Here is a 26,449-nt window from a genome sequence, read left to right on the forward strand (position 1 = left end):
CGTCATGGCGTCTTGTTGTACTCGTTCTGATACTGGCCGCGCGCGCGAATCTGGTTCTGCCAGCTCGTGCGGTCACCGGGCGTCCAGTTCTTGGCCATGAACGGGTCTCCGGGCGCGCCCGTGTAGGCGGGCGCATCGTCCTTGCGGTGCGAGGCGAAAACGCTCTGCTGTCGTTCACCGCAGCCGGCCAGCAGCGTGGCCAGCGTACTGGCGATGACAACGATTGAAGTCGTCTTCATGGCTAGTACGCTCCCGAAGTGGACGTATCCGGTTTGGCCGGTGCCCCCTGCGCTGGGGCTGCGGGTGCAGCCTGCGCGCTCTTGCCAGCGCCGCCATAGGCGGTTCCCCACCCGAACAGGTCCGCGCCCTTCCCCCGCTTCATCACACGGTTACGCAAGATGTCGGAAATCACATCGCCGTCGCCGCCGAGCAGCGCCTTGGTCGAGCACATCTCCGCGCACAGCGGGAGCTTGCCTTCGGCCAGGCGGTTGCGGCCGTACTTCTCGAACTCTTCTTCGCTACCGTTTTTCTCGGGGCCACCCGAGCAGAACGTGCACTTGTCCATCTTGCCGCGCACGCCGAAGGTGCCCTGGCTCGGGAACTGCGGCGCGCCGAACGGGCACGCATACGAGCAGTAACCGCATCCGATGCAGACGTCCTTGTCGTGCAGCACCACGCCGTCTTCGGTGCGATAGAAGCAGTCGACGGGGCAGACCGCCATGCACGGCGCGTCGGAGCAATGCATGCACGCCACGGAGATGGATTTCTCCGCGCCGATCATGCCGTCGTTGATGGTGACCACGCGGCGCCGGTTCACGCCCCAGGGCACCTCGTTTTCGTTCTTGCAGGCCGTGGCGCAGGCGTTGCATTCGATGCAGCGCTCGCTGTCACAGATGAATTTCATGCGTGCCATGTTGATCTCCCCGTCCTTATGCGAACCGCTCGATCTGGCAGACCGTCGTTTTCGTTTCCTGCATCATCGTCACCGCGTCGTAGCCGTAGGTGGTGGCCGTGTTGATGGCCTCGCCACGCACGATCGGGTGGGCGCCTTCGGGGTAATAGTCGAGCAGGTCCTTGCCCTGCCACCAGCCCGAGAAGTGGAACGGGATAAAGGCGTGGTCGACACCCACGCGCTCCGTCACCAGCGCGCGCACCTTGATCTGGGCGCCGGTCGGCGTCTTGACCCAGACGAAGTCGTTGTGACGGATGCCCCGGTCGGCCGCGGCCTTCGGGTTGATCTCGACAAAGTTCTCTTGCTGCAGCTCGGCCAGCCACGGGTTGGAGCGCGTTTCCTCACCGCCACCCTCGTACTCCACCAGGCGGCCGGACGTGAGGATGATCGGGAATTTCTCGTAGACCTTGTTCTCGATATTGCGCTGCTGCACCGTCTTGTACAGCGTCGGCAGGCGCCAGAAGGCCTTCTTGTCGTCGTGCGTCGGGTACTTGGCGACCATGTCGGGCCGCGTGGAATACAACGGCTCACGGTGCTGCGGAATCGCATCGGGGAAGTTCCACACGATGGCGCGCGCCTTGGCGTTGCCGAACGGATGGCAACCGTGCTTCATCGCCACGCGCTGGATGCCGCCCGAGAGATCGGTCTTCCAGTTCTTGCCTTCGGCGGCGGTCTTTTCAGCGGCGGTCAGGTCATCCCACCAGCCGAGCTTCTTGAGGAACACGTGGTCGAACTCGGGGTAGCCGGTGGTCAGATCTGAGCCCAGCGAGAATGAACCGTCTTCCGCCAGCAGGTTGACGCCGTCGCGCTCCACGCCAAAGTTGGCGCGGAAGTTGCCGCCGCCGTCCATCACATGCTTGCTGGTGTCGTACAGGTTGGGCGAGCCAGGGTGCTTGAGCTCCGGGGTGCCGTAGCACGGCCACGGCAGGCCGAAATAATCCCCAGTGAGGTCGTAGCCGGTTTCCGGGTCCTTGCCGCCCTTGCAGCGCAGCGTGCGCACATCAAACAGATGCATGTTGCGCATGTGGGCCTTCAGGCGTTCCGGCGATTGACCGGTGTAGCCAATCGTCCAGTTGCCGCGGTTGATCTCGCGCAGCAGCGACTCGATCTCCGGCTCGCGCCACGTCATGCCTGCGCGCTTGTACTCGGTGATCTTGCAGCCCTTGCTCAGCTCCTTGCCAAAGCCAAGGCGATCGGCAAAGGCCTGCATGATGACGTGGTCCGGCTGCGATTCGAACAGCGGCTCGATCACCTTCTCGCGCCATTGCAGCGAGCGGTTGGACGCCGTGCACGAGCCCGACGTTTCGAACTGCGTGGCCGCCGGCAGCAGGTAGACGGCGCGATTCGGATTCGGCGGTGAGCCATCAGCGGACGGCATGTTCGCCATCGCCGCCGTGGCCGACGGATACGGGTCAATCACCACCAGCAGATCGATCTTGTCGAGCGCGCGCTTGATGTCCAGCCCGCGCGTCTGCGAATTCGGTGCGTGGCCCCAGTAGAAGACGGCGCGGACGTTGTTGTCCTGGTCGATCAGGTCATTCTTCTCCAGCACAGCGTCCGCCCAGCGCGAGACGGTGGTGCCGGATTTTTCCATCATCTCCTGCGAGGCGAAGCGGCCCTTGATCCAGTCGTAGTCGACATCCCACACCTTGGCGAAGTGCTTCCACGCGCCGGTGGCCAGGCCGTAGTAGCCCGGCAGCGAATCGGGGTTCGGACCAACGTCCGTCGCGCCCTGCACGTTGTCGTGACCGCGGAAGATATTGGCGCCGCCACCCGACTTGCCGATATTGCCCAGCGCCAATTGCACGATGCACGATGCACGCACGATGGCGTTGCCAATGGTGTGCTGCGTCTGGCCCATGCACCACACCAGCGTGCTCGGGCGGTTCATCGCCATCATCTCGGCGACCTTGTGCACTTGCGCCTCGGGCACGCCGCACACCTCTTCGACCTTGTCCGGCGTCCACTTGGCGAGCACTTCCTCGCGCACCTTGTCCATGCCGTAGACGCGGTCGTGGATGTACTGCTTGTCTTCCCAGCCGTTCTTGAAGATGTGATACAGCACGCCGAACAGGAACGCGATGTCGGTGCCCGAGCGGATGCGCACGTACTCATCGGATTTGGCCGCCGTGCGCGTGTAGCGCGGGTCGACCACAATGACCTTGCAGCCCGTTTCCTTGGCATGCAGCAAATGCAGCATCGACACCGGGTGTGCCTCCGCCGCGTTCGAGCCGATGTACAACGCGCACTTGGCGTTCTGCATGTCGTTGTACGAATTCGTCATCGCGCCGTAGCCCCACGTGTTGGCCACGCCGGCCACGGTGGTGCTGTGGCAGATGCGCGCCTGGTGGTCGCAATTGTTGGTGCCGAAGAACGACACCCATTTGCGCAGCAGATACGCCTGCTCGTTGCTGTGCTTGGATGACCCGACGAAGAAGAACGAGTCCGGCCCCGTCTCCTGGCGAATCGTCTGCATCTTGGCGACGATCTCGTTGAGCGCCTGCTCCCAACTGATGCGCTGGTAGCGCCCGTCGACGAGCTTCATCGGCGTCTTGAGGCGGTATTCACCGTGGCCGTGCTCGCGCAGGGCCGCGCCCTTGGCACAGTGCGCGCCGAGGTTGATCGGCGAATCGAACACCGGCTCCTGGCGTACCCACACGCCGTTCTGCACCACGGCATCCACCGAGCAGCCAACCGAGCAGTGTGAGCACACGGTACGGCGCACGACGATGTCGCCCTTCCCTTCCGCGGCCTGGGCCTCGCCCACCACCGATTTTTTCACCAGCGAGAGCTGCGTGGCTTCCAGCCCCGCACCCACGCCAATGCCGGAGCGTTTGAGGAAGGTGCGGCGGTCCATGGTCGGCAACGCGCCGGCCAGGCTGCGCGCCAGGCTACCGGCGAGCGACGCTGCGCCCTGGCGGCGAGTAGGGCCAGATTGGGAAGCAGTCTTGGTGTCCTGTACCGCCGGTTTGCGGGTCAGAAGCATAGGGGTCACCTAAAGATGTGGGGTGCGTGCAATGACAACAGCGGGGCAAACGGGAGCGAACGCGCCCGTGTCAGATCCACGTTGTCTTGTAGTACTTGCGGATGTGCTCGCTCAGGCGGTAGCCCGTCGCGCCATCGTCAGCGGGTTCGGCCTGCGGCGTTGCCGAGGCGATGGGCGCGTGCGCCAGGTGGTTTGCCGTGGCGGCGGTGCCGGCAGCAGCAGCGGCGACGGCAGCGCCCATCAGAAAACGGCGGCGTGTCGGCGCATTGTCAGCGGACTCCACGGAATCTGCTTGCGGACGGGCGTGAGGGACAGTGTTCGGACCTGGCATGTCGATGCTCCCCGGTTTCGGGAAACCGATGATCGAATCTAATAGGAATTATCCGACATATTTTAGAAGCAACTGTCGGGGAAAACCATGCCTGACACCCTCACCGGCTGAGTTTTCTTAGGATTTTGCGACGATTTCTTTCAATCAGCACAAATTAAACCGCCCCGCCATGACATGGGCGGGGCCTTGCTCTTGGCAGTGTGCTTATTTCTTAGGCAAGCATCCGGCGTGCAGTCACGACAGTTCGAGCGCGAGCCGCTCGACTTCAAAAAACGCTTTGGCCAAACCCGCCGCATCGGCATAAAAGCGGGCACGTGGATGCTGCAACACAGCATCGCAAGCGGTGTCGACCCATGACGCCAGATGACGCTGGAAGAAGGCGCGCTGCTCCTCCACATGGGCAATGGCCGCATCGTCGCCGGCAATCAGATAACGCATGACCTCGCACAGGGTCGCGAGGTGGTCTTCGGTTTCGGTGATGCCTTCGGCGCGCTCTAAGCCGTAGCGGCGCAGATCATCGCGCAGTACCACCAGCGGCTTCTCGTTGAGGAAGCCCGCCTGGTAGTACGAGCCGTACAGGAACACCTCCGGCTTGCCAACGCCGATGAACAGCTCGGTGTATTCGTCATCAGCCTGCGCCGCGGTGGTCTGGCCGGCACGCGCGACCAGGCGGCGCCAGGCCTGCGTGAGCGCGCTGCTGGCGGCGGCTTGCGCATCGGCCGGGTCGGCGTCGTTCTCGCTGGCGGGCTCCAGTGGCGCTGCCGCAATCCGTTGCAGCAAGTCTGCGGCCGGCGCGTGGAAGAACAGCGTCGCCAGCAAACCATAGAGGTCTGCGCGAGCGAGATCCTCCGCACTGTCGGTGGGCGTGGCGGCGCGTTGGAATTGCAGAGGCTGGGCGTCGGTCATGGGAAACGGAAACGGGATCGGGAGTTCGCTCTTTCTTCAGTGGGTGGTGCCCGGACGTTCGCCGCGCTCCATCATGTCGATCACGCGGCAGTCGCCGCACATCTTCAGGCGCTCAGCAGCCGCGCCAGAAAACGCCGGATGCGCACCGAGCTTAGCCAGCATCGTGGTCACCATCTGTGCAGTGCCGAACGGCTTGCCGCAGCGGATGCAGTGAAACGGCTGCGTCTCGTTCAGCGTGACAGGCTGGCGCGCCTCGGCCGACAGGTTCAGGCGCGGTACGAGCGCGATGGCATCTTCAGGGCACGTGGTTTCGCACAGGCCGCATTGCACGCAGTTGCGTTCGATCATGGCCAGCACTGGCCGCTCGGCCTGGTCGCGCAACGCCTGCGAGGGGCATGCCCCGACGCAGGCCATGCACAGCGTGCAGCGCTCACGGTCCACGGTGATGGCGCCAAACGGTGCGCCGGCCGGCAGCGGAATCACAGCCTCGGTCGCCTTGGCATGGCGTGCAAGGTGGTCGAGCGCGAAATCGAGCGTCTCACGCTTGGCGGCAGCCACGGCGAATGTCGCGGCGGGCATGTCACGGCGGAATCCGCGCAGCGGGCCGGATACGTCGGGCGCATTCAAGCGCGCATCGAGCGCGGCTGGGTCGGCAACATCGATCGGCACAACGCTCGATGCATCGGCTGGCTCGCCCAAGCCTTGCAGTACAGCCTGCGCCACTGCGACCTGCTCGGCGAGCATCGCCCGGTACTGCGGCGCGTCGTCTTCCGTCAGCAGAATGGCGATACGCGCGGCGCCATAGGCAAGCGCCGAGAGCCACACCTCCAGCCCCGTCGACGCCGCATGGAACACCTCGACGGGCAGCACATTCACGGGCACGCCCTGCGCCTTGCCGGTACGTGCGGCACGGCCCAGTTGCTCGATCAGTGCGCGGCCACGCTCACCGTTGTGCAGCAGAACCACCGCATCGCGCCCACCTGCCGATGCGTAGGTGTTCAGCAGCGCCTTGAGTTTGCGACCCTGGTACGGTGCGCTCGGGTACGCATAGGTGATCGCGCCGGTCGGGCACGCCGTCGTGCAGGCACCGCAGCCGACGCACAGGTTGGGCGTGACATGCACGCTGCCGCGTCCGTCCTTCCATTGCGACGAGATCGCCGACGCGGAGCACACCTGCACGCACGCATCGCAACCCACTTGGCCGTTACGCCCGTGCGCGCAAATCGATTCCTTGTACTGGAAGAACTTCGGCTTCTCGAACTCGCCCACCATTTGCAGCAGTGCGAGCGATGCCGTCAATTGACGGCCCGCATCAGCACCTGCGTGGAAGTAGCCTTGCGGTGGCTGATGCTGGGCAAAGGCCGGTGCGTCGTTCAGGTCGAAGATCAGGTCGAACTGGCCGGACAGTGTTTGCGGTGCGTCCACACGCCCGAAGTCGATCGCCATGGCCTCACCACAGGCCTTTACACAGTCGCGGTGGTCGCGGCACAGATCGAGGTCGATCTGGTAGAGCGCGTCGATCGCGTTTTCCGGACACACGTCGATGCAGGCGTTGCAGTGCGTACATCGGTCTAGGTCGATCGGATTGCGGTTGCGCCACTGCACGTCGAAGGCGCCAAGCCAGCCCTTGACCCCTGCCAGTTCGCCAGCGTGGACGGGCCAGCGACGTTCCATCGGCGGCGAAAGCGGGCCCACAGATCGATCGCGCCCGGTGGCAAGCACCGTCACGCTCAACTGATCGGCCAGGCGCTCAGCCCACGGCATGACCCGCTCGGCGGGGCCGACGATCAGCAGGTTGCCCTCGGAGCGGTAATCGACCACGGGCACCGGGTCTGGCGCAGGCAACCCGGCCACCGCAAGCAGCGCCGCCGTCTTCGCGTGGAAGCCGCGCGAATCGCGTTTGGCACCCGCTGACCACCCGCCCGTCTCGCGCACGTTGACGAAATGGATCGGCGCGGTCACACCTTCGTGCTGCGCGGCCACTTCGGCAAACAGCGCCTTCTCTTGCGTACAGGCGACGATCACGTCTTCCGTGCCGTCCAGCGCCTGCGTGAAGGCGCCGATCTCACGACGGCACAGCAGATGGTGCGTCTTGCCGGGCGCATCGATGGCGGCGTCGGACGCGCGCAGGGCGTCGCTCACCGTATCGGCGTCGAGCGGCATGGTGTGATTGCAACTGCAGACCAGCGTGGGCATGAATTTGTGCGTATGCGCCCGCGTCTGATGCGCAGGCTATGGGGACATGGCCGTACGGTCTTCTGCCGCACGGTCCTCTTTTTTTATTCTACGGACGGTGGCTTAGCGCCGCCATGCGGGCTTGCCAGGGCGGGGTCGTCAGCGATGGGCGACTCGACGGGTTCAGGCGGCGTCTCGCCTGTCACGGTGGGTGCAGCATCCGATACAGGTTCGATTCCTGTCGGCGGGCTCACCTCCTCATCCAGGGGCTCGAACAGCCTCAACTCCGCCGTGTGACGCAGTTCGCGCAGCATCTCGGGCGGAATTGGATCGGGCTGCGAGTAATCGTCGATGTAAGTGTCGAGCCCGTCCATCACGTTGAAGTGCGGATCGGCGAAGAGCTTCTTGAGCGCAGCGCGCTTGACGGCGTCGTCCACACCACGCGCGACAAAAGGAGAGAAATCGTCGGCAGGTGTGAGCTTCGCGGCGTCTTCGAGCGTCAGTGGTGGTGGCGCGTCAGGCGCAGGCTCGGCTGGCACCGGCTCGTGCGCTACAGCCGGCGCAGATACCACCTCGGCAGGCGGCGCGGCCTCCGGCTCGGGCTCGCCGCGCCGTTCCGCCGTCTTGCGGCGCGACCAGCGTGACAGGAAAGACTCGTCGTTCACGGCAGCCTCGCTCAGAACTTCGCTCGGTCTTCAGGCGACAGGAACGACTCCGGCCGGCGCCGCTTCTTCGGCTCGGGCCGGTAGTTCTCGGCCACGTAGGCCTGCAGCCACTCCAGCGCAGCGGCGTCCAGCGGCACGTTTTCAACCGTCTCGCCGCCGTCGAGCCAGCGACCCGCCTCGTTGTAGCTCACCGATACCGTATGCGGAATCGCCCGGCCCTCGTCGGGCGTGCCCGCTTCGCCCAGGCGCCACAGCACGAACCAGCAAGGCGCGGCCGAGGTCACGTTCAAGTAGTAGCCTTCGGCCTCGTCGCGGAACAGCGTGACGTTGAAGCCGGGCGTGAGCCAGCGTTCTTCACTGTCTGAGCGATCGAGACAGCGCGGCTCGGTGCCGTATTCGCCCAAGTCCGGTACGACGGCCTCCAGCCGCCACTGGAACGGCTGCCAGCGGTTGGCGGTCGGACGGCGGCACAACACCACCGCCATCCTCACGGACGGACGCTCGTTCTGCTGTGGCTCGGTGGTGTCCATGGTGCTTGTGCCTGGCTTACGTGTTCTGCACGACGATCGACGGGAACTTGCTCGTCATGTCCTTCGCCTTCTCGGCCACGGCAATGGCGACACGGCGCGCGATCTGCTTGTAGACACTGGCAATCGCGCCGTCGGGATCGGCCACCACGGTCGGGCGGCCCGAATCGGCCTGCTCGCGGATCGACAGGTTCAGCGGCAGGCTGCCCAGGAACGGCACGCCGTACTGCGCGCACATCTTCTCGCCACCACCGGCGCCGAAGATGTGCTCGGTGTGGCCGCAGTTCGGGCAGCAGTACACCGCCATGTTCTCGACCACGCCAATGATGGGAATGCCCACCTTCTCGAACATCTTCAGGCCCTTCTTGGCGTCGAGCAGCGCGATGTCCTGCGGCGTGGTGACGATCACCGCGCCCGTCACAGGCACCTTCTGCGACAACGTGAGCTGGATATCGCCCGTGCCCGGCGGCATGTCGACGATGAGGTAATCCAGATCGCGCCAGTTGGTCTGCTTGAGCAGTTGCTCCAGGGCGGACGTGACCATCGGGCCGCGCCAGACCATCGGGTTGTCCTGCTCGATCAGGAAGCCGATCGAGTTGGCCTGCAGGCCGTGGCCTTCCATCGGCTCCATGGTCTTGCCGTCGGCAGACTCCGGCTGGCCCTGGATGCCCAGCATCATCGGCTGGCTCGGGCCATAGATGTCGGCGTCCAGAATGCCGACGTTGGCGCCTTCAGCGGCCAGCGCCAGCGCCAGGTTCACGGCGGTGGTCGACTTGCCCACCCCGCCCTTGCCCGACGCCACGGCAATGATGTTCTTCACATTCGGCATCAGGTGCACGCCGCGTTGCACCGCGTGCGCGACGATCTTCATCGACACCTGCACGCTCACATTGTCGACACCTTGCACCTGGCGCAGCGCGCCGATCACCAGCTTGCGGATCGTATCGAACTGGCTTTTGGCCGGGTAGCCGAGTTCGACGTCAAGCGATACCTCGCCGCCGTCAACCCGGACGTTGCGCACCGATTTGGACGACACAAGGTCACGCTCGGTATTGGGATCCACCACGCCGCGCAGGGCTTCGGTGATCTGTTCGACGGTTACGCTCAACATTGACTCCACAAATCTAATGCAAATGGGGGACGGGCCAACGATTGCCCGACATGAACTTTGTCGGGTCCTGGCCACTCTATGTACTGTTTTGCTATTGTATTTTGCCGGCGCGACATTCGTCCGATTCCCCCCACATATCCCTAGGCCACGCCGGCCATCGGCAAACCAAACAAGAACCGATCCCGTTATTTGTAGGAGAAACCATGAAAGCCAAGCTTATTTCCGTCTCGCTTGTCGCCCTGCTGGCGGCCGGCTGTGCCACCGAGCAGCAGAACAACACCGCCGTTGGTACGGGCGTTGGTGCCGCTGTGGGCGCGGGCATCGGCGCGCTGGTGGGCAACGGCAAGGGTGCAGCCATCGGCGGCGCGCTTGGTGCAGCTGCCGGCGCAGCCGCCGGTTACAACTGGAGCGCCATCAAGTCCAAGCTGGCTGGCGATACGGCTGGCACGGGCACGCAAATCTCGGAGCAGCCTGACGGCTCGCTTAAGCTGAACATCCCGAGCCAGGTCTCGTTTGATACCGACAGCGCCGTGATCAAGCCGACGTTCCGCGGCGCGCTGGATAGCGTTGCGCAGACGCTCACCGCGAACCCGGAGCTCGCCGCCAATGTAGTCGGCCACACGGATAGTACCGGCAACGCCAACTACAACATGACGCTGTCGCAGAAGCGCGCCCAGAGCGTGGCGAGCTATCTGACCGACCGCGGCGTCGCACGCAACCGCCTGACCGCCGAGGGCCGTGGCCAGACGCAGCCGGTTGCCGACAACGCCACCGAGGCCGGCCGGGCACAAAATCGCCGTGTCGAAATTTATTTGAAACCAATTCAGGGATGACCCAGTCATAGAGAACAGGTACCGCTTGCTACGCATTGCTGGCTCGCGATGCGTGGCTGACCTCCCGGGCGGTACCTGATTTCTCCTCCTTTTCCGTTGTGGAAAGCTGCGCCGGCTCTGACCGGCGCTTTTTTTTGGATCACGCAACCTGCGACGTCCTGCCGCAGCTTCCGAGCTTCGGATTCCCGCCATTCGTCGCACACCGGCCCCAGCCCGCCGGGCGCGCTAAAATACACGTTTATTCGCGCGCCGCTCCCTTTCTGCGGCCCGCCCGCACCTTTCTGGCCTGCCCATGTCCGAACGTCGCATCCTCGTCACTTCCGCCCTGCCCTATGCCAACGGGCCGATCCACATCGGTCACCTGGTCGAGTACATCCAGACCGACATCTGGGTACGCTTCCAGCGCATGCGCGGACACGAAACCTACTACGTGGGCGCCGACGATACGCACGGCACGCCCGTCATGCTGCGCGCCGAGAAGGAAGGCCTGACCCCGCGCCAGTTGATCGAACGTGTCTGGACCGAGCACAAGCGCGACTTCGATAACTTCCTGATCTCGTTCGACAACTACTACAGCACTGACTCTGACGAGAACAAGGAGCTGTCTGAGCGCATCTACCTGCAGCTCAAGGAAAACGGCCTGATCGACGTGCGCGAGGTCGAGCAGTTCTACGACCCGGTCAAGGAGATGTTCCTGCCGGATCGCTTCATCAAGGGCGAGTGCCCGAAGTGCGGCGCGAAAGACCAGTACGGCGATTCGTGTGAGGTGTGCGGTGCGACCTATCAGCCGACCGACCTGAAGAACCCGTACTCCGTGGTGTCGGGCGCAACGCCGGTGCGCAAGTCGTCGGAACACTACTTCTTCAAGCTGTCCGACCCGCGCTGCGAAAACTTCCTGCGCGAATGGGTGGCCGACCTGGCCCAGCCGGAAGCCACCAACAAGATGCGCGAGTGGCTCGGCGATGATGGCGAAGCGAAGCTCTCGGACTGGGACATCTCGCGTGACGCACCGTACTTCGGCTTCGAAATTCCGGGCGCGCCAGGCAAGTACTTCTACGTGTGGCTGGACGCACCGGTCGGCTACTACGCCAGCTTCAAGAACCTGAGCGCGAAGCTCGGCCTCGACTTCGAATCGTGGATCAGCGCGCACTCGACCACCGAGCAGTACCACTTCATCGGCAAGGACATCCTGTATTTCCACACGCTGTTCTGGCCGGCGATGCTCAAGTTCTCGGGCCACCGCACGCCGACCAACGTGTTCGCCCACGGCTTCCTGACCGTGGACGGCGCCAAGATGAGCAAGTCGCGCGGCACCTTCATCACCGCGCAGAGCTACATCGACACGGGCCTGAATCCGGAATGGCTGCGCTACTACTTCGCCGCCAAGCTGAACGCGACGATGGAAGACCTGGACCTGAACCTGGACGACTTCATCGCCCGCGTGAACAGTGACTTGGTGGGCAAGTTCGTCAACATTGCGAGCCGCTCGGCGGGCTTCCTGGTCAAGCGCTTTGAAGGCCGCGTGAGCGATGCCGCCCTGGGCCATCCGCTGATGGTGCAACTGCGCGAAGCCGCTCCGCAAGTTGCTGACCTGTACGAGAAGCGCGAGTACAGCAAGGCCCTGCGTGCCGTGATGGAACTGGCCGACGCCGTCAACGCCTTCGTCGACACCGAAAAGCCGTGGGACCTCGCCAAGGACGAAGCCAACCGCGAGAAGCTGCACGCCGCGTGCTCCGTGGCGCTCGAAGCGTTCCGCCTGCTGGCCGTGTACCTCAAGCCGATCCTGCCGACCACGGTTGAGCGCATCGAAGGCTTCCTCAACGTTGAGCCGCTGACCTGGCGCTCGATTGACTCGGCACTGTCGTCGGCCAAGCCGATCCAGCCGTACTCGCACCTGATGACGCGCGTGGACAAGAAGCAGGTGGATGCGCTGGTGGAGGCGAATCGTCAGTCGCTGCAGGCCACTGCGAATGCGCCGGTTGCCGCCGCAAATGGTGCTGCCACGATCGAGCCGATGGCTGAGACGATCACCATTGACGACTTCGCCAAGATCGACTTGCGCGTCGCCAAGATCGTCGCTTGCCAGCGTGTGGAAGGCTCGAACAAGCTGCTGCAGCTCACGCTGGATGTGGGTGAAGGTCAGACGCGCAACGTGTTCTCGGGCATCCAATCGGCCTATGCGCCGGAAGACCTCGTCGGCAAGCTGACCGTGATGGTGGCTAACCTCGCGCCGCGCAAGATGAAGTTTGGGATGTCGGAGGGGATGGTGTTGGCGGCTTCGGCTGCTGATGAGAAGGCGCAGCCGGGTCTGTACATCCTCGAACCGCATTCGGGTGCAGTGCCTGGGATGCGGGTGCGTTGATCACCTAAGCACGCCAGAAACAGCAAGGCCAACCCCACGGGGTTGGCCTTTGTCTTTTGACGTGCCACTAGGCTGGCACGCGGTCAACCGCCATTCAACCGGTTGTCACTGCGCGATGTTGTCGTAACGCGCCCATCCGGCCCAAAGTGCACATTGAAGAACGCCTTCTCCGTCGGGCTCTCCATCCACTTGTAACCCCACACTTCCTCCTGCTTGAGCTTGAATGCTTCGACCTTGCCGGGCTTGCCAAGCATCCGGCGGATATCGTCCTTGGTCTGCCCAACCCGCACGCGCCCAAAGTTCTCGGCAGTCAGCACCTGCTCGATCTTGCCGACGTGGCCATCGGGAGCAATCGTCACCATCCAGGTTGAAGTCCCTTCTGGCCCCCGCGGATACTCCAGCTGCCGCGTGCCGCCTTCGTTCTCCCAGATCATCTCGGGCTCACCTGCGGTGGCCTTCACATCCGCCTCGGTCGATTGGCCGGCAACGATGTCCTTGAACAGCAGGTTGTCCGGCTTGGCGGATTGCCACACGCGCTTGGCAGCGTCCCCCGCGCGGTCGACAGCCTGGTCGACCTTCTGCTGATCGCATCCAAACAGCCCGAGCAATGACGCCAGAATGCCCATGGTGACTCCCACTTGTGCGAGTTGACGACGATGCGGCATGGAACCCCCTCGTTCAAAACATAGATCCGTCGCCATTCTGGCAGCCGGATCACCTGATTACCAACGCTTGTTGAACAGCACCGAAGCACCGTTGATCGTTCCGCCACGTGCCACGACCGACCATCGCCGTGAGAACTGCCAGGTCATCTTGACGATGGAATCCGCGGTCGACAGGCTCTGTTCGTAACCCACGGTGATGCTCTCGGAGATGGCCTTGCCCAGGCTCACCACCTGCGGGTCGGTCAGACCCGAAGTGGATGCGCCGATCGAAAATTCATCCAGCCCGAAGCGCCGCGCAACATTCTTGCCCGCCACATTGCCCAGCAACCCCAGCGCTGCGCCGGACATCGCCTGCTGCTGGCCCAGACCCGCGTTGGATGCGCTGTAGCCAAACATCAGCCACGAGAGCTTGTCTTCATCCGGCACGTTCGGTTCGGAGACCAGCTTCACGCGCGGCTGGCGCACCGTGCCTGTCACCTGTACGCCCGCCTCGACCTCCTGGTTGCGGCGCATGGCGGTGATGTTGAACGACGGGTTGTTGATCGGCCCGGTGAAGTTCAGCACGCCCTGATCGATGGCCAGCTTGCGGCCGAACGCTTCATAGGTACTGCCCTGGCGTACGTAGATCGTGCCGGTGCCACGCAACGGCACCAGCGGTTCACTATGCACCGTCATCTGGCCGCCCAGCGAAAGGTCGGCACCCGCGCCCTTGAAGCGGAAGTTGTCGCCAAAGTCGACATCGACGTTGATGACCGGGCTGAAGCGGCCGGCAGGCTTTTCTTCGCGCTTGACGCCACGCTCGGCCTGATTGCGGGCGGCATCGGCACGACGCACGATGACCACGTCGTCACCCAGCGACGGTGCGCCGTCCTTGGGGAGATCGAACAGGCCGCGGTCGACCTTGAACTTGCCGGTAATGCCCACGCGGTCGTTGTCGTTGGCAATGCGCGCCTGGCCCGACAGCACCAGCGTGCGATCCGGATCGGCAAAAAGCTGCAGCTTGTCGGCAACGATGGAGCCGCTCAGGTTGGGGTTGGCCTCGCCGAGTTGCACGCGGCCTTTCGCACGCACGGTGCCGTCGCCGCCGTAGAACACCACGTCCTGCAGGTCGACCACGTTCTGGTCAAGCGCCACGCGCACCACGCCTTTGGTCAGGCGGATGCCTTGGTCGTACAGCGCCACCTCGATGTCTTGCCCGGTCAGGAAGCCGCTGATCTTGGGCGCGCCAACCGTGCCAGCAAACTGCAAACTGGCCGCCAGTTGGCCGTCGGTTGCAACGTCGGGGCCAAGCAGATCGCCGATGCCCTTGAGATGCGGCAGGCTGATGGTCAGCCCGCCCGTCAGCGGTGATGCGGGCGACATCAGCGCCAGCCCACCTGGCGCGGTATCGCGCGTCAGTCCGATACCGGCATCGAGGTAGAGATTGCCAACGCGCGTCGATTGCGCATCGCCGCGCAGTGCCAGCCGCATGCCCTCGCCGCGCGCCTCGACCACCAACTCGGTCAGCCCAAGCGGTGTGAAACCACGGCCAGCGTTGATCGACAGGTCACCGCTGCGACGGGCAAAGCGCGCCGTACCGGTGGCTGTACCGCCGAGGTCCAGATCCCATTGGCCATCGATGACGAGATCCGTGCGCACCGGTGGTGCCTGGCCAGTCCAGGTGTGCACCAGCTCCAGCACGCGAGCGATCTGCAATCCGTCGACACGGCCGGCGCTGCGCAGGTGGCCCTGGTTGGATTCCACGCGCTCGATGTGGATGGGCGTCTGATCCAGCGTCAGATCTGCGCGGCCGATCATCAAGCGATTTGGCGCCACCGACACACGCACCGGCGCCGTCAGTTGGAGGTTGGGCGCGCCCTGCGCCGACAGCGTGGAGATCGTACCGTCCCACGCATCACCCTCTTTACCGGGCGTCAGTGCGCCATCACCAGCCAGCGCGAACTTGAACGGCTGGCTTCGCACGTTGCCGTCGGCATCGGCGCGGAAGCGGTGAGCACGACGCGTACCGTCCAACGTGGCGTGCACCTCGCGCAATGACACACTCGGGGCCGTCACACGCTGCGCGGTCAGCTCGAACTGCAGTGGGCCGTCAATGCCATCGCGCATCTGCGCACGGCCATTCGCCAATTCGACTTTGTTGCCCTGATACGCAAGCTGCTGCGCGCGGAACGTGGCATCCACCTGCGGGCGCTTGATCGTGCCGGACACGTCGCCAGACAGGGTGAGCGCCCCGCTCACGCCAAGCTGCAGGCGCGCGAGCTGTGGCGCATCGACTTCCACGTGCAGGCGGTCTCCAGTGGCGCCAAAGCTGCCGCGCAGGCTGGCCTTGTTGCCGGCCACATCCAGCTTGGCGTCGCTCGGCAGCAGGCGCATCAATTCGTCAACCTTGCGCAGATGGACGTTGCCGTCGCCCGTCATCGGCAGACCGGCGTAGTCGCTGTTGCGCACCGCAAACTTGATCGCCGCATCAATCGGCTCACCCAGCGTGCCACGCGCGTCAAAAGTCGCGTTGATACGGCCCTTGGCCACCTTGGCCAGCCGTGACGGGTCGAACTCCGCCAGATCACCCTTGAAGGCGAACGACTGCGCGTCGTCATGCTTGAGCGTGCCCGCCAGCGTCAGCCGCGAGCGGCCCAGCGACACCTGCGCGCTCTCCACAGCCACCTGCGCGGCATCTAGCACCGCCTTCGCTTGCGCACGCATGTCACCACCTGCCAGATCCAGCGCCACATGCTGCGTACCGCCTGCAAAGTCCACGGTGATGGGGCCGGCGAGCTTCGTTTTCTCCAGCGACGCGTGCAGCGCCTGCAGATCCAGCTGGCGCACATCGACGCGCAACGTGCCATGCCCCTTCTTCACATCGGCGCCGCCAGTCAGTTGCGCGCCACCCAGCAGGCGCACGTCCAGGCCGGTGAGTTGCTGATCATCTTCGTTCAGCCGCACCTGCGCGCGCAGGGATTGCAGCGGCAGTTTCTGCTTGTCGAGCGTACCGGCCTGCGCGTTGTCGATCTGGATGGGGCCCGCGACGGTCAGCGTCTTGGCTTTCTCGTCGGGGCGCAGATCCGCGCGGATGGTAAGCGAGGCCTCCGGTGCGCCTGGCGCAAACGCGCGCGGGTTGACGTGATCGGCCGACACCACGGCGCGCGACAGGGGCAATGCCCCAAACGGCGTGGCGTCGATCTGCGCCTGCGCAGTCAGCTTGGCACCGGTGCCGGTCGCGTCGATGTGCAGCGCTTCCAACGAGCCCGAAAGCTGCGCCGACACCGACGCATCCTGCTTCTGCCCGTTCGCTTCGAACTGCGTGGCCAGCGTCGCCGCCCCCGTGAGCGGATACGGCCGTGTGCCCGTCATGCGCAACGTGGCCGCCAGCTTGCCGGCGGGCGTTTCCACGCCGTCGAGCAGCACGTTGTGATGCATTCCATCGGTGTGCACGCCGCCGGCAATCGACTTGAGTTCGGTAGTCGACGTGCCCTCGCGGATGGCGAGGCGGTCTACGGCCAGCCGATCCACATCCAACGCCAGCGGCAACACCAGCGAAGCCGGAGGACCACTCGGCGGCGATGGCGGCGTCGGATGCAGGATCACCTCGACATTGCCTGCAGTGAGATACGCAATGCGGACATGCCACGGCCCACGCGTGATGGTCCAGCGGCCTTCCACGTGGTCGATGCGCACTTCGGTGCTGCCCGCACGCACATGCACGTCCCGCAGCGACAGCCCTTCGCGCAACGTACCGCCGGCCAGCGTGCCCGATACGTAGTCGTGGCCGAAACGCGTGGCAAGCGCCCACAACTGTGCCGTGCCCGTCGGCGAGTGGATGGCCCAGGCCAGCCAGCCGGCAATGCCAAGCACGATTACCAGCACAAGAGCGACGAGGCCGCCCAGCCAGCGTGCTAGACGACGGCCCCAGCCGCGCTTGGGCTTCGGCGCGTCGGGTTGGGTGGATGCAGGCGTCTGAGAGTCAGTCATGGTCATGCTCAGAACGCGATGCCCAGCGACACGCTCGGCCGGAATTGCTTCTGCTGGATACCGTAGGCCAAGTCGAGCTGGATTGGCCCGACCGGGCTCTTCCAGCGCACGCCCACACCCACGCCGTTGAACCAGCGGCGCTCCGACCAGTTGTCGGTGGCGGTACCGGTATCCCAGAACACCGCGCCGCCCCACTGCGGCAGGAACCAGCGCTGGTACTCCAGCCCGCCCGTCGCAAGGAATTTCGTCGGCAGCGTACTGCCGTTGACCTCGTTGCCGATGCTCTGGAAGTCGTAGCCGCGCACCGACTGCGTGCCGCCCGTACGGAAACGCAGCGTGGCCGGCACGCCATCGCCCGTGCCGCCGGTGATGACAGCGCCTAATTCCGCCCGCGCGACAAAAATATCGCGCTGCCCGACCGGCACGAACTGGCGAATGCGGCTATACGAGCGCACAAACGTTTGGTCCGTCAGGAAGCCCTTCACCGCAGCGCCGATCTGCGTGGTGATGATGTTGCCCCGGCGCGGGAACAGCGGGTCGTCCACGTCACGGCGCGTCCACGCGAAGCCGGGTACCAGCGCCTTGCTCAACTGGCGCTCGGCACCCTCCGGGCGCAGGTCGTCGTAGTAGAAGTCGATGGTGAACGAGGTTTCGTAGATGCCGCGTACGCGCGTCTGCTTGAAACCCGAGCGATAGCTGCGCGTCTCGGTGCCCGAAGTGTCGGTCCGGTCCATGCTGCTGTAGAGGCTGTTGACGTACTGCTTCTCGTCGGGCGGCAGGGTCACGCCGGCAAACAGATATTGCCGGCGCTGCTCGATGCGCGCCTGGGTGTCGAGCACCCATGCCTTGTTGAACAGATTCAGGTATTGATAGCGCCCTTCCACCGAGGCCCCCGTGTCCGTGCCATAGCCGACACCGCTAGTGAGGCGGTTGGGCGGGTATTCACGCACGCGCACACGTACCGGCGCGTTGACGGGGTCCTTCGGTTCGTCACCCAGATCAACAATGGCGTTGGCGAAGTACGGCTGGCCCTGGATGGCCGCCTGCAATGCCTGCAGGCGGTCGGCGGAGTAATCCTCGCCCACGCGCAGTGGATTGACGTTGTTGATGATGCTCAGCGGATAGCGCGTCAAACCCTGTACATCCAGCGGCCCCAGCGTGTAGGCCGGGCCGCTGTCATAGGAAACGGACAGATCCGCCTTGTTCTCGTCCGGATCCACACGCGCCTGCGACGCCGTCTGCTTGGCCGCGTAATAGCGCTTGCTCTGCAGCGCGGCCAGGCTGTCGTCCTTGGCCTTGTCCCAGCCGGACTGGCGGAACGCCATCTCCTTCTGCAAGCCCCAGGCCTTCTTCAATTCTTCGATGCGCTTGGGGTCCTGCGTGATCGCGCCGTTGAAATCCAGCGCCACGCTGTCGATGGTGGTGCGCGGGCCGGGCTCGACCTTCACATGCACGACACGGTGATCCGGCGGCCCCTCCATGCTGGCAGTGGCCTTGGGCACGAAGTAGCCCTCGGTGGCCGTCAGCTTGGTGACCTGGTCGCCAATGGTCTCCACCATGTACTGCAGCTGGTCGTCGGTGATGTCCTTGCGATCCTGATAGCGCGACAGATCAAGATGGCGCTCCAGCAGATCGCGGATGGCCTTGGGCGCTTCGATCTTGACGTCGTACTCGGCACAGGCCGGCGCGCACGCGAGCGACAGGACGATGCCCGCCGCGAGCACAGCGGCATTGGCAGCAGGCGAACGAAAGTGAGACGGTCGTGACGGTCGACGAGGGCCGGTCATCGTGGCTAGCGTGGCGCCGCCCCCACGGGCCGGCTCAGTCAAAGGAAAGGCGTATTTGACCATACGGACCCCGGCAGGTGCCCAGGCAAATGCAACGAAACCTAGCTTTCGGATCAATCCGAAGGGCTTCGTGTGCGCCGTGCCCGTCGGCCAATACGGTAAAATGCGCCGTTTTCCGCCCGGGAACCTCCCGTGCGGGCCGGATCACCCAATATCACTGACTGCCATGGCCCTGTATAAGTCCGAGATCACCCAGTTCCTGGAAGAACTCAAGACCCAGAAGCCCGACCTGGAAGCGCAACAGCGCCAAGGCCGCTCGCTGCTGTGGGACAAGGACCCGATCGACCTGGACGAACGCACCCGCGCCCAGGCAGCACGCGTGGCGCAAAAACCGTACGTCTACTCGCTGGACTGATCGGCAAGCCGATCCCCAGGCCCGCCGCCGCATGACCACTTCTGCGCAGGACAAGCTGCCGCTGCCCGTCGAGTTGCCCAGCGTGGCGCCCGAGCAGGACTCCACGCCAGTACAGGTCGACGGTCTTGCCTTCGCGCGGCTATACGGCGAGCCGCTGTTCAAGCTCCCGCAAGACCTCTACATCCCGCCCGATGCGCTCGAGGTGTTTCTCGAAGCGTTTGAAGGGCCGCTGGACTTGCTGCTGTACCTGATCCGGCGCCAGAACTTCAACGTGCTGGACATTCCGCTGGCGCAGGTCACGCGGCAGTACCTGGCGTACATCGAGCAGATCCGCGCGACCAACCTGGAGCTGGCCGCCGAATACCTGCTGATGGCCGCCATGCTGATCGAGATCAAGTCGCGCATGCTGCTGCCGGTCAAGAAGACCGACTCCGGCGAAGAACCCGAAGACCCACGCGCCGAACTGGTGCGCCGCCTGCTCGAGTACGAGCAGATGAAGCTCGCCGCGCAAAAGCTCGATACGCTGCCGCAGCTCGGCCGCGACTTCCTGCGTGCGCAGGTCTATATCGAGCAGAGCCTCGCGCCGCGCTACCCCGACGTCAACGCCGACGACCTGCGCGTCGCGTGGGCCGACGTGCTGCGCCGGGCCAAGCTCACGCAGCATCACAAGATCTCGCGCGAAGAGCTGTCCGTGCGGGAGCACATGAGCCAGATCCTGCGTAAGCTGCAGCATGCGCGGTTCATGGAGTTCACCGAGCTGTTTGAAGAAGCGATCCAGTCCGGCAAGGGCGCGCCCATCGTGGTGGTCAACTTTGTCGCCATGCTGGAGCTCTCGCGCGAATCGCTGCTGGAGATCACCCAGGCGGAACCGTACGCGCCCATTTACGTGCGCCTCGCCTATTCCCCGACGTAATTCGGCCACCACATCCGGCCAAAGTCAGCCGCTGACTCACACCACAAACGCATGAAAGTCATCTCGTCCATCCAGGAACTGCGCGACCAGCTGCGCGGCCAGAACCGCGTCGCCTTCGTGCCGACCATGGGTAACCTGCATGAGGGCCACCTGAGCCTGATGCGCCTGGCGCGCCAGCACGGCGATCCGGTGGTGGCGTCCATTTTCGTGAACCGCCTGCAGTTCGGCCCGAACGAGGACTTCGACAAGTACCCGCGCACGCTGCAGGACGACATCGAGAAGCTGCAGAAGGAAGGCGTGTACGTGCTGTTCGCACCCACCGAGCGCGACATGTACCCCGAGCCGCAGGAATACCGCGTCGACCCGCCGCATGACCTGGGCGACACGCTGGAAGGCGAGTTCCGCCCGGGCTTCTTCAAGGGCGTGTGCACGGTGGTGATGAAGCTGTTCTGCGCCGTGCAGCCGCGCGTGGCCGTATTCGGCAAGAAGGACTACCAGCAGTTGATGATCGTGCGCCGCATGGCGCACCAGTTCGCGCTGCCGGTGGACATCATCCCCGCTGAGACGGTGCGTGCGGAGGACGGGCTGGCACTGTCTTCGCGCAACATGTATCTGTCCAGCGATGAACGCGCCGAGGCGCCCGAGCTGTACCGCACGCTGCACCAGGTGCGCCAGGATGTGCTGGAGACCGTGCTGCAAGGCCAGGCCTCGCACGAAGCGGTGACCAACAAGGCGATGGAGTACCTGCGTGGCCGCGGTTGGCAGCCCGACTACGTGGCCGTTCGCCGCCGCACCGACCTGCAGCAGCCGACGCCCGAGAACATCGCCGCCGGCGAACCGCTGGTGGTGCTGACAGCCGCCAAGCTCGGCAAGACGCGCCTGATCGACAACCTCGAGATCTGAGCGACGTATCGCCCAACAAACAAGCCCGGCAGTTGCCGGGCTTTTTTCATGCCGCCGCTGACGTATCAGCCACGGTGGCCTGCGGGGGTGTTTCCCCCAGCCAACCGAGGATGCCGCCCCACTGCTCTACATCCTTCGCCACGCGCGAGGGCGCCACGTCCCACAGCGTCAGGCCGTGCGCGGCCAGTTGCACGTAGTTCTGGGTATCGCGCAGATAACCGAGGATGGGCACTTCCAGCCCCTGTACGAAACGCTGGAGTTGCTCAGCGGCGCGCGTGCGCATGTCCACGCGCATGCCGACCACGCCCAGCTTGACCTCACCGTGGCGAACCGTCTTTTCATCGGCCAGTTTGCGCAGGAAAGTCTGCGTGGCAAGGATGTCGAACATCGAGGGCTGCAGCGGCACGATCACGTGGTCTGACAGTTTGATCAGATCGGTCAGCCGCCAGCCGTGCAACCCGGCTGGCGTATCAAGCACCACATGCGTGGTGCCCTTGGGCGGCTTGGCGATGTGGTCGGCGCTGATCTCCCACGTGTGGATGGGCTTGGCCGTCTCGGGGCGCAACGCCAGCCACTCGCGCGATGACTGCTGGCGATCGGTATCGCCCAGCATCACGGCGTGGTCTTGACTGGCAAAGTAGCCCGCCAGATTGGTTGCCAGCGTGCTCTTGCCTACCCCGCCCTTCGGATTCGCTACAACGGCCACCGGCATGCCTGCCTCCTTGCGATCGCTGAATAGTGTGCCGAGTCGATCACTCGACGGATCTACCTATCCGGTGATTATGGCTCAGCCCGCACGTGACAGCGCCGCGAACAGGGCAGCTAGGTCGAGGTGCGCCTCGCACGTGTCAGCCAGGCATTCGAGCGACGCTTCACGCAGTGCTGCATAGTCCTGCGCCTGTGCATCGCGCACGCCGGCCCAGGCGAGCAGCGCCCGGCAGGCTTCAGGCGCATCGAACAGCCCGTGGAGATACGTGGCGAGGATCTGTCCGTCAGGCGAGACAGCGCCATCAGCACGCCCATCATCAAGCCGCACGGCGGGCTGCGCGAGCGCCGGCCCGTTGGTCACGCCCATGTGGATTTCGTAGCCGGCAATGGCTGCCCCGCCCTCCGCCAGCGCACCGCGCACCTGGCGCAATTGCTTGGCGGCCTCCAGCGTGGTCTCGAAATCGAGATAGCCGAGACCGTCGACGCTGCCAGGCGTGCCTTCCAGCCCTCGCGGGTCATGCAGGCGCCGCCCCAGCATCTGCATGCCGCCGCAGATGCCGATCAGCTTGCCGCCGTAGCGCAGGTGCCGCGCGATGGCAGCTTCCCAGCCATTGGCGCGCAGCCACGCGAGGTCTGCCTGCACGCTCTTGCTGCCGGGCAGGATGATGAGATCGGCTGGTGGAATCGGCTGCCCCGGGCCGACCAGGCGTACATCCACCTGCGGGTGCGCGCGCAGCGCATCGAAATCCGTATGGTTGGACACGCGCGGGAGCACCGGAATCACCACGCGCAACGCATCAACTGAGGCGGTGCGCTGCGCGGTCTGAACGGCATCTTCGGCATCCAGATGCAGACCGTGCAGATACGGCAGCACGCCAAACACCGGCTTGCCCGTCTGCGCCGTCAGCCAGTCCAGCCCCGGCGTAAGCAGCGAGATGTCGCCACGAAACCGGTTAATGACGAAGCCGGCCACGCGCGCCCGTTCACTCTCGGACAGGCAGGCGAGCGTGCCGACCAGATGTGCGAACACGCCACCACGGTCAATGTCTGCGACCAACACGACCGGACAATCAACGGCTTCGGCAAAGCCCATGTTGGCGATGTCGCGGTCGCGCAGGTTGATCTCGGCGGGGCTGCCGGCGCCTTCCACCAATACGAGGTCGTATTGCATGCGCAGGCGCGTGTGCGACTCCAGCACCGCAGCCATCGCGGTGGGCTTGTAGTCGTGGTAGGCGCGGGCGTCGAGATCACAGCGCGGCTGGCCGTGGATGATGATCTGCGCGCCGGTGTCGCTGTTGGGCTTAAGCAGCACGGGGTTCATGTCCACCGTGGGTGCAACGCCTGCGGCCTGCGCCTGGAGTGCCTGGGCACGGCCAATCTCGCCGCCATCTGCGGTGACGGCACTGTTGAGCGCCATGTTCTGTGGCTTGAACGGCGCCACGCGCACACCGGCGCGATGGGTAACGCGACACAGCCCGGCCACCAGCGTGCTCTTGCCGGCATCGGACGTGGTGCCCTGGATCATCAGCGTGCCGCGAAGGAAGGACGGGGGCACAGGAAAGGGTGGCTTTGGCATGCGCGGATTATCGCATTCACATATCTGCGCCCGCTCTGCATCAAGGGGCCCCCAGGCTAAAATACGCGGATGTCCCGCCGTCTCACCCTCGTCCTCGGTGGCGCTCGCTCAGGCAAGAGCCACCACGCTGAACAACTCGCGCTGCAATGCGCGGGGCCCGTCACGTATGTCGCCACGGCGGGCGAAGGCGATGAAGAGATGCAATTGCGCGTGGCCCTGCACCGCGCACGTCGGCCCGAGCATTGGGGTCTGGTCGAAGAGCCCGTGCACCTGGCCGAAGCGCTGTACACGCACACCCAGCACGGCGGTTGCGTGCTGGTCGATTGCCTCACGCTGTGGCTCAACAACCTCCTTTTCTCTGAACACCACGCGTATCCCGACACCGGCCTCATCACGCCCCCCGAAGCCTGGACGACCGAGATTGACGCCCTGCTCACCGCCCTGCCGCTGCTGCCCGGCGAGGTGATTCTCGTGAGCAACGAGATCGGTCTTGGCGTGGTGCCGATGGGTGCCGTCACGCGTTTCTATGTGGATGAACTGGGCCGTCTGAACCAGCGTCTGGCTGCACTGGCCGACAACGTGCACCTGCTGGTGGCCGGTATTCCGATGGTGGTCAAAGGGCCGGCGCTCGGCACCGGATCGTGACCCTGAGCTTGCCGACAGGCGGTGTGACCAACCTCGGCTGGTCGCTCGTGGCACTGGCCGCGCTGGCCGGTGTGCTGCTCGACCGGCTGCTGGGCGAAGTGCCGCGCTGGCATCCGCTGGTGGGCTTCGGGCGCATTGCCAACAGCATCGAGCACACCATGAACCGCAAGCCGGCAGCGCTGGTTTGGTCGCGCATCATCGGCCTGCTCGCCTGGGCGATTGCCGTACTGCCGATCGCGCTGGTGGCAGCGTGGCTCGTCGCAACGGCGTATGCGGCGTCAGCGTGGGCGGTGGTGGCACTTGATGCGGTGGCGCTCTACGTTGCGATCGGCGCGCGCAGCCTGCATGACCACATCGCGCCGATAGCGTCTGCCCTGCGCGCAGCCGACCTGCCCCGCGCACGCGCACTGGCCTCGCGCATCGTCTCGCGGGATCTGTCCGCAGCGGCCGACGAACCGATCGCCCGCGCTGCTGTGGAATCGGCGCTGGAGAATGGCAGCGACGCCGTATTCGCCCCCTTGTTCTGGCTGGTTGTGGCCGGTGCGCCAGGCGTGGTGCTCTACCGGCTGGTCAACACGCTCGATGCCATGTGGGGCTACCGCAATGCGCGCTTCACGGGCTTTGGCTGGGCAGCGGCGCGCATCGACGACGTGCTCAACTGGATTCCAGCCCGGCTGACGGCGATGAGCTATGCGCTGCTTGGCCACACCGCCGATGCGCTGCGCTGCTGGCGCAAACAGGCACCGCAGTGGTCGAGCCCCAACGCGGGCCCGGTGATGGCAGCCGGCGCTGGCAGCCTGCGCGTGCAGCTTGGCGGCACGGCACGCTACGAAGGCGTGGACGAAGCCCGCCCACTGCTCGGCGCCGGCAAGCCCGCGAGCGCCACCGACATCCACCGCGCACTCGCACTCGTCTCGCGCACGTTGTGGCTATGGCTTGGCCTGCTGGGCACCACTGCGCTCATCGCCCGGAGCCTGGCATGACTGCCATCGTCCACGGTGGCAACCTCGCCGCCGCACGCGCACGATATGGCGAACCGGCGGGAGGCTGGCTCGATCTCTCCACGGGCATCAACCCGCACGGCTACCCGATCCCGCCCATTCCACCCGATGCCTGGCTGCGCCTGCCGGAAGACGATGGGCTCGAGGCGTTGGCCGCCGCGCACTACGGCGTGACCGACGCCAACGCGGTGCTGGCAGTCGCAGGCTCACAGGCCGCCATCCGCACACTGCCCGCCCTGCTGCCCCGCGGCCGGGTCGGCGTGGCGCAGGTCGGCTACAGCGAATACGCACCGGCCTTTGCACGCGCTGGACATGACGTCGCCGTACTATCTGAAGCGGCATTCCTGGGCGATCTGCCCGACGACGTTCGACACCTCGTCGTCGTCAACCCGAACAATCCGACCGCGCGTGTTCTATCGGCCGACACCCTGCGTGATTGGCATACCCGCCTGCACGCGCGCGGCGGCACGTTGATCGTCGATGAGGCGTTTATCGAAGCGCTGGATGATGGCCCGACGCTCGCGCCGTTGGCAGGCGCGCCGGGGCTGGTGATCCTGCGTTCCATCGGCAAGTTCTACGGGTTGGCCGGGGCGCGCATCGGCTTTGTGCTGGGCGCGCCGGATCTGCTGGCTGCGCTGCGCGATGCGTTGGGACACTGGACCGTCAACGGCCCCGCTCGTGCCGTCGTGCGCGCCGCGCTGACGGATAGCGCCTGGCAAACCACCAACCGCACCCGTCTGCAATGCGAGGGCACGCGCCTGCACACGTTGCTCAATTGCCACGGACTGCCCAACACCGCCACGCCACTCTTTGCCTGGGCGCCGACATTACGTGCGCCGTCGCTTCACGCACAACTGGCGCGGCTCGGCATCTGGACGCGCCTGTTTGATGTGCCGGGCCGGGGTGACGGCATGCACCCCACACATGACGTGCTCGGCATACGCTTTGGCCTGCCTCCGGATGAGACCGGATGGCAACGTCTTGGCGATGCGCTAGCATCGCTGTCGCTCTCCGTTTGA

At 65.0% G+C, this 26,449-nt stretch carries 22 protein-coding genes; 8 read left to right on the forward strand and 14 right to left on the reverse strand.

Translation table 11 applies throughout. The features are described 5' to 3' along the window. Positions 1-2: 2 nt before the first annotated feature. The 9 genes from F7R11_RS14210 to apbC all read right to left on the reverse strand — a co-directional run bounded on the left by F7R11_RS14210 (position 3) and on the right by apbC (position 9,650). Positions 3-239: a hypothetical protein gene (locus F7R11_RS14210; RefSeq protein WP_064804553.1), complete on the reverse strand. Its 237-nt coding sequence runs from the start codon at positions 237-239 to the stop codon at positions 3-5. 2 nt (positions 240-241) lie between these two features. Further along, on the reverse strand, positions 242-913 hold the full coding sequence (gene fdh3B, locus F7R11_RS14215; protein ID WP_064804556.1) for a formate dehydrogenase FDH3 subunit beta: 672 nt from the start codon (positions 911-913) through the stop codon (positions 242-244). 16 nt (positions 914-929) lie between these two features. Next, positions 930-3,938, reverse strand: coding sequence for a molybdopterin-dependent oxidoreductase (locus F7R11_RS14220; protein WP_064804559.1), 3,009 nt, complete (start codon positions 3,936-3,938; stop codon positions 930-932). 70 nt (positions 3,939-4,008) lie between these two features. After that, positions 4,009-4,269: a twin-arginine translocation signal domain-containing protein gene (locus F7R11_RS14225; RefSeq protein ID WP_031329590.1), complete on the reverse strand. Its 261-nt coding sequence runs from the start codon at positions 4,267-4,269 to the stop codon at positions 4,009-4,011. A 234-nt stretch (positions 4,270-4,503) separates the two neighbouring features. Further along, a complete protein-coding gene (locus tag F7R11_RS14230; protein ID WP_064804561.1) occupies positions 4,504-5,175 on the reverse strand; it encodes a TorD/DmsD family molecular chaperone in 672 nt (223 codons plus the stop codon). Between the two features lie 36 nt (positions 5,176-5,211). Next, positions 5,212-7,371: a 4Fe-4S binding protein gene (locus tag F7R11_RS14235; RefSeq protein ID WP_064804564.1), complete on the reverse strand. Its 2,160-nt coding sequence runs from the start codon at positions 7,369-7,371 to the stop codon at positions 5,212-5,214. Between the two features lie 83 nt (positions 7,372-7,454). After that, entirely contained in the window at positions 7,455-8,015 is a 561-nt protein-coding gene (locus F7R11_RS14240; protein ID WP_064804567.1) for a DUF3306 domain-containing protein, read from the reverse strand. A gap of 11 nt (positions 8,016-8,026) precedes the next feature. Continuing rightward, a complete protein-coding gene (locus F7R11_RS14245) occupies positions 8,027-8,545 on the reverse strand; it encodes a DUF3305 domain-containing protein (RefSeq protein ID WP_064804569.1) in 519 nt (172 codons plus the stop codon). A gap of 16 nt (positions 8,546-8,561) precedes the next feature. After that, positions 8,562-9,650, reverse strand: coding sequence for an iron-sulfur cluster carrier protein ApbC (gene apbC / locus F7R11_RS14250; RefSeq protein ID WP_031329591.1), 1,089 nt, complete (start codon positions 9,648-9,650; stop codon positions 8,562-8,564). Positions 9,651-9,856: 206 nt separating this feature from the next. Between apbC and F7R11_RS14255 the strand changes: the two genes are divergently transcribed. After that, entirely contained in the window at positions 9,857-10,486 is a 630-nt protein-coding gene (locus tag F7R11_RS14255; protein ID WP_021195634.1) for a YiaD family glycine zipper/OmpA-like lipoprotein, read from the forward strand. Between the two features lie 292 nt (positions 10,487-10,778). Beyond that, positions 10,779-12,848 carry a methionine--tRNA ligase gene (gene metG, locus F7R11_RS14260; RefSeq protein WP_064804571.1) on the forward strand — a complete coding sequence of 690 codons (2,070 nt, stop codon included), beginning with the start codon at positions 10,779-10,781 and terminating at the stop codon, positions 12,846-12,848. Positions 12,849-12,931: 83 nt separating this feature from the next. Here the strand turns inward: metG and F7R11_RS14265 are convergent, their stop codons facing one another. The 3 genes from F7R11_RS14265 to F7R11_RS14275 all read right to left on the reverse strand — a co-directional run bounded on the left by F7R11_RS14265 (position 12,932) and on the right by F7R11_RS14275 (position 19,269). Next, positions 12,932-13,474 carry a hypothetical protein gene (locus F7R11_RS14265; protein WP_064804573.1) on the reverse strand — a complete coding sequence of 181 codons (543 nt, stop codon included), beginning with the start codon at positions 13,472-13,474 and terminating at the stop codon, positions 12,932-12,934. A gap of 96 nt (positions 13,475-13,570) precedes the next feature. Further along, positions 13,571-17,482 carry a translocation/assembly module TamB domain-containing protein gene (locus tag F7R11_RS14270; RefSeq protein WP_231973095.1) on the reverse strand — a complete coding sequence of 1,304 codons (3,912 nt, stop codon included), beginning with the start codon at positions 17,480-17,482 and terminating at the stop codon, positions 13,571-13,573. An 8-nt stretch (positions 17,483-17,490) separates the two neighbouring features. Further along, complete coding sequence (locus F7R11_RS14275) at positions 17,491-19,269, reverse strand: autotransporter assembly complex protein TamA (protein WP_064804578.1); 1,779 nt, start codon at positions 19,267-19,269, stop codon at positions 17,491-17,493. A 226-nt stretch (positions 19,270-19,495) separates the two neighbouring features. Here F7R11_RS14275 and F7R11_RS14280 point away from each other — a divergent pair, with 226 nt between their 5' ends. Genes F7R11_RS14280 through panC form a run of 3 tightly spaced genes read left to right on the forward strand, consistent with a single transcriptional unit; the run spans position 19,496 to position 21,500 of the window. Then, positions 19,496-19,684: a DUF3460 family protein gene (locus F7R11_RS14280; RefSeq protein ID WP_021195639.1), complete on the forward strand. Its 189-nt coding sequence runs from the start codon at positions 19,496-19,498 to the stop codon at positions 19,682-19,684. Positions 19,685-19,715: 31 nt separating this feature from the next. Further along, positions 19,716-20,597, forward strand: coding sequence for a segregation and condensation protein A (locus F7R11_RS14285; protein ID WP_021195640.1), 882 nt, complete (start codon positions 19,716-19,718; stop codon positions 20,595-20,597). A gap of 51 nt (positions 20,598-20,648) precedes the next feature. Beyond that, entirely contained in the window at positions 20,649-21,500 is an 852-nt protein-coding gene (gene panC / locus F7R11_RS14290; protein WP_021195641.1) for a pantoate--beta-alanine ligase, read from the forward strand. A gap of 46 nt (positions 21,501-21,546) precedes the next feature. Here panC and F7R11_RS14295 read toward each other — a convergent pair whose 3' ends face one another. Then, complete coding sequence (locus F7R11_RS14295) at positions 21,547-22,212, reverse strand: ParA family protein (RefSeq protein ID WP_064804580.1); 666 nt, start codon at positions 22,210-22,212, stop codon at positions 21,547-21,549. 75 nt (positions 22,213-22,287) lie between these two features. Next, on the reverse strand, positions 22,288-23,784 hold the full coding sequence (locus F7R11_RS14300; RefSeq protein ID WP_064804582.1) for a cobyric acid synthase: 1,497 nt from the start codon (positions 23,782-23,784) through the stop codon (positions 22,288-22,290). A 69-nt stretch (positions 23,785-23,853) separates the two neighbouring features. Here F7R11_RS14300 and cobU point away from each other — a divergent pair, with 69 nt between their 5' ends. From cobU to cobD, 3 genes are read left to right on the forward strand one after another with little or no spacing between them, the layout of a single operon-like run. After that, positions 23,854-24,429, forward strand: a complete 576-nt coding sequence (cobU, locus tag F7R11_RS14305; protein ID WP_064804584.1) for a bifunctional adenosylcobinamide kinase/adenosylcobinamide-phosphate guanylyltransferase — start codon at positions 23,854-23,856, stop codon at positions 24,427-24,429. 2 nt (positions 24,430-24,431) lie between these two features. After that, the gene (cbiB, locus tag F7R11_RS14310) at positions 24,432-25,412 is read left to right on the forward strand and encodes an adenosylcobinamide-phosphate synthase CbiB (protein ID WP_064806392.1); all 981 of its coding nucleotides are present in this window, start codon (positions 24,432-24,434) and stop codon (positions 25,410-25,412) included. Further along, on the forward strand, positions 25,409-26,449 hold the full coding sequence (cobD, locus tag F7R11_RS14315; RefSeq protein ID WP_064804586.1) for a threonine-phosphate decarboxylase CobD: 1,041 nt from the start codon (positions 25,409-25,411) through the stop codon (positions 26,447-26,449). Before cbiB ends, cobD begins: the two co-directional genes overlap by 4 nt.

It is taken from the genome of Ralstonia insidiosa, from assembly GCF_008801405.1.
Classification (GTDB): Bacteria; Pseudomonadota; Gammaproteobacteria; order Burkholderiales; family Burkholderiaceae; genus Ralstonia; species Ralstonia insidiosa.

Excerpts from the sequence above, each read along its gene's own strand:
- F7R11_RS14210 (WP_064804553.1), bottom strand. The coding sequence starts at position 239 with ATGAAGACGACTTCAATCGTTGTCATCGCCAGTACGCTGGCCACGCTG.
- fdh3B (WP_064804556.1), bottom strand. The coding sequence starts at position 913 with ATGGCACGCATGAAATTCATCTGTGACAGCGAGCGCTGCATCGAATGC.
- F7R11_RS14220 (WP_064804559.1), bottom strand. The coding sequence starts at position 3,938 with ATGCTTCTGACCCGCAAACCGGCGGTACAGGACACCAAGACTGCTTCC.
- F7R11_RS14225 (WP_031329590.1), bottom strand. The coding sequence starts at position 4,269 with ATGCCAGGTCCGAACACTGTCCCTCACGCCCGTCCGCAAGCAGATTCC.
- F7R11_RS14230 (WP_064804561.1), bottom strand. The coding sequence starts at position 5,175 with ATGACCGACGCCCAGCCTCTGCAATTCCAACGCGCCGCCACGCCCACC.
- F7R11_RS14235 (WP_064804564.1), bottom strand. The coding sequence starts at position 7,371 with ATGCCCACGCTGGTCTGCAGTTGCAATCACACCATGCCGCTCGACGCC.
- F7R11_RS14245 (WP_064804569.1), bottom strand. The coding sequence starts at position 8,545 with ATGGACACCACCGAGCCACAGCAGAACGAGCGTCCGTCCGTGAGGATG.
- F7R11_RS14255 (WP_021195634.1), top strand. The coding sequence starts at position 9,857 with ATGAAAGCCAAGCTTATTTCCGTCTCGCTTGTCGCCCTGCTGGCGGCC.
- metG (WP_064804571.1), top strand. The coding sequence starts at position 10,779 with ATGTCCGAACGTCGCATCCTCGTCACTTCCGCCCTGCCCTATGCCAAC.
- F7R11_RS14265 (WP_064804573.1), bottom strand. The coding sequence starts at position 13,474 with ATGGGCATTCTGGCGTCATTGCTCGGGCTGTTTGGATGCGATCAGCAG.
- F7R11_RS14270 (WP_231973095.1), bottom strand. The coding sequence starts at position 17,482 with ATGACTGACTCTCAGACGCCTGCATCCACCCAACCCGACGCGCCGAAG.
- F7R11_RS14275 (WP_064804578.1), bottom strand. The coding sequence starts at position 19,269 with ATGACCGGCCCTCGTCGACCGTCACGACCGTCTCACTTTCGTTCGCCT.
- F7R11_RS14280 (WP_021195639.1), top strand. The coding sequence starts at position 19,496 with ATGGCCCTGTATAAGTCCGAGATCACCCAGTTCCTGGAAGAACTCAAG.
- F7R11_RS14285 (WP_021195640.1), top strand. The coding sequence starts at position 19,716 with ATGACCACTTCTGCGCAGGACAAGCTGCCGCTGCCCGTCGAGTTGCCC.
- panC (WP_021195641.1), top strand. The coding sequence starts at position 20,649 with ATGAAAGTCATCTCGTCCATCCAGGAACTGCGCGACCAGCTGCGCGGC.
- F7R11_RS14295 (WP_064804580.1), bottom strand. The coding sequence starts at position 22,212 with ATGCCGGTGGCCGTTGTAGCGAATCCGAAGGGCGGGGTAGGCAAGAGC.
- F7R11_RS14300 (WP_064804582.1), bottom strand. The coding sequence starts at position 23,784 with ATGCCAAAGCCACCCTTTCCTGTGCCCCCGTCCTTCCTTCGCGGCACG.
- cobU (WP_064804584.1), top strand. The coding sequence starts at position 23,854 with ATGTCCCGCCGTCTCACCCTCGTCCTCGGTGGCGCTCGCTCAGGCAAG.
- cobD (WP_064804586.1), top strand. The coding sequence starts at position 25,409 with ATGACTGCCATCGTCCACGGTGGCAACCTCGCCGCCGCACGCGCACGA.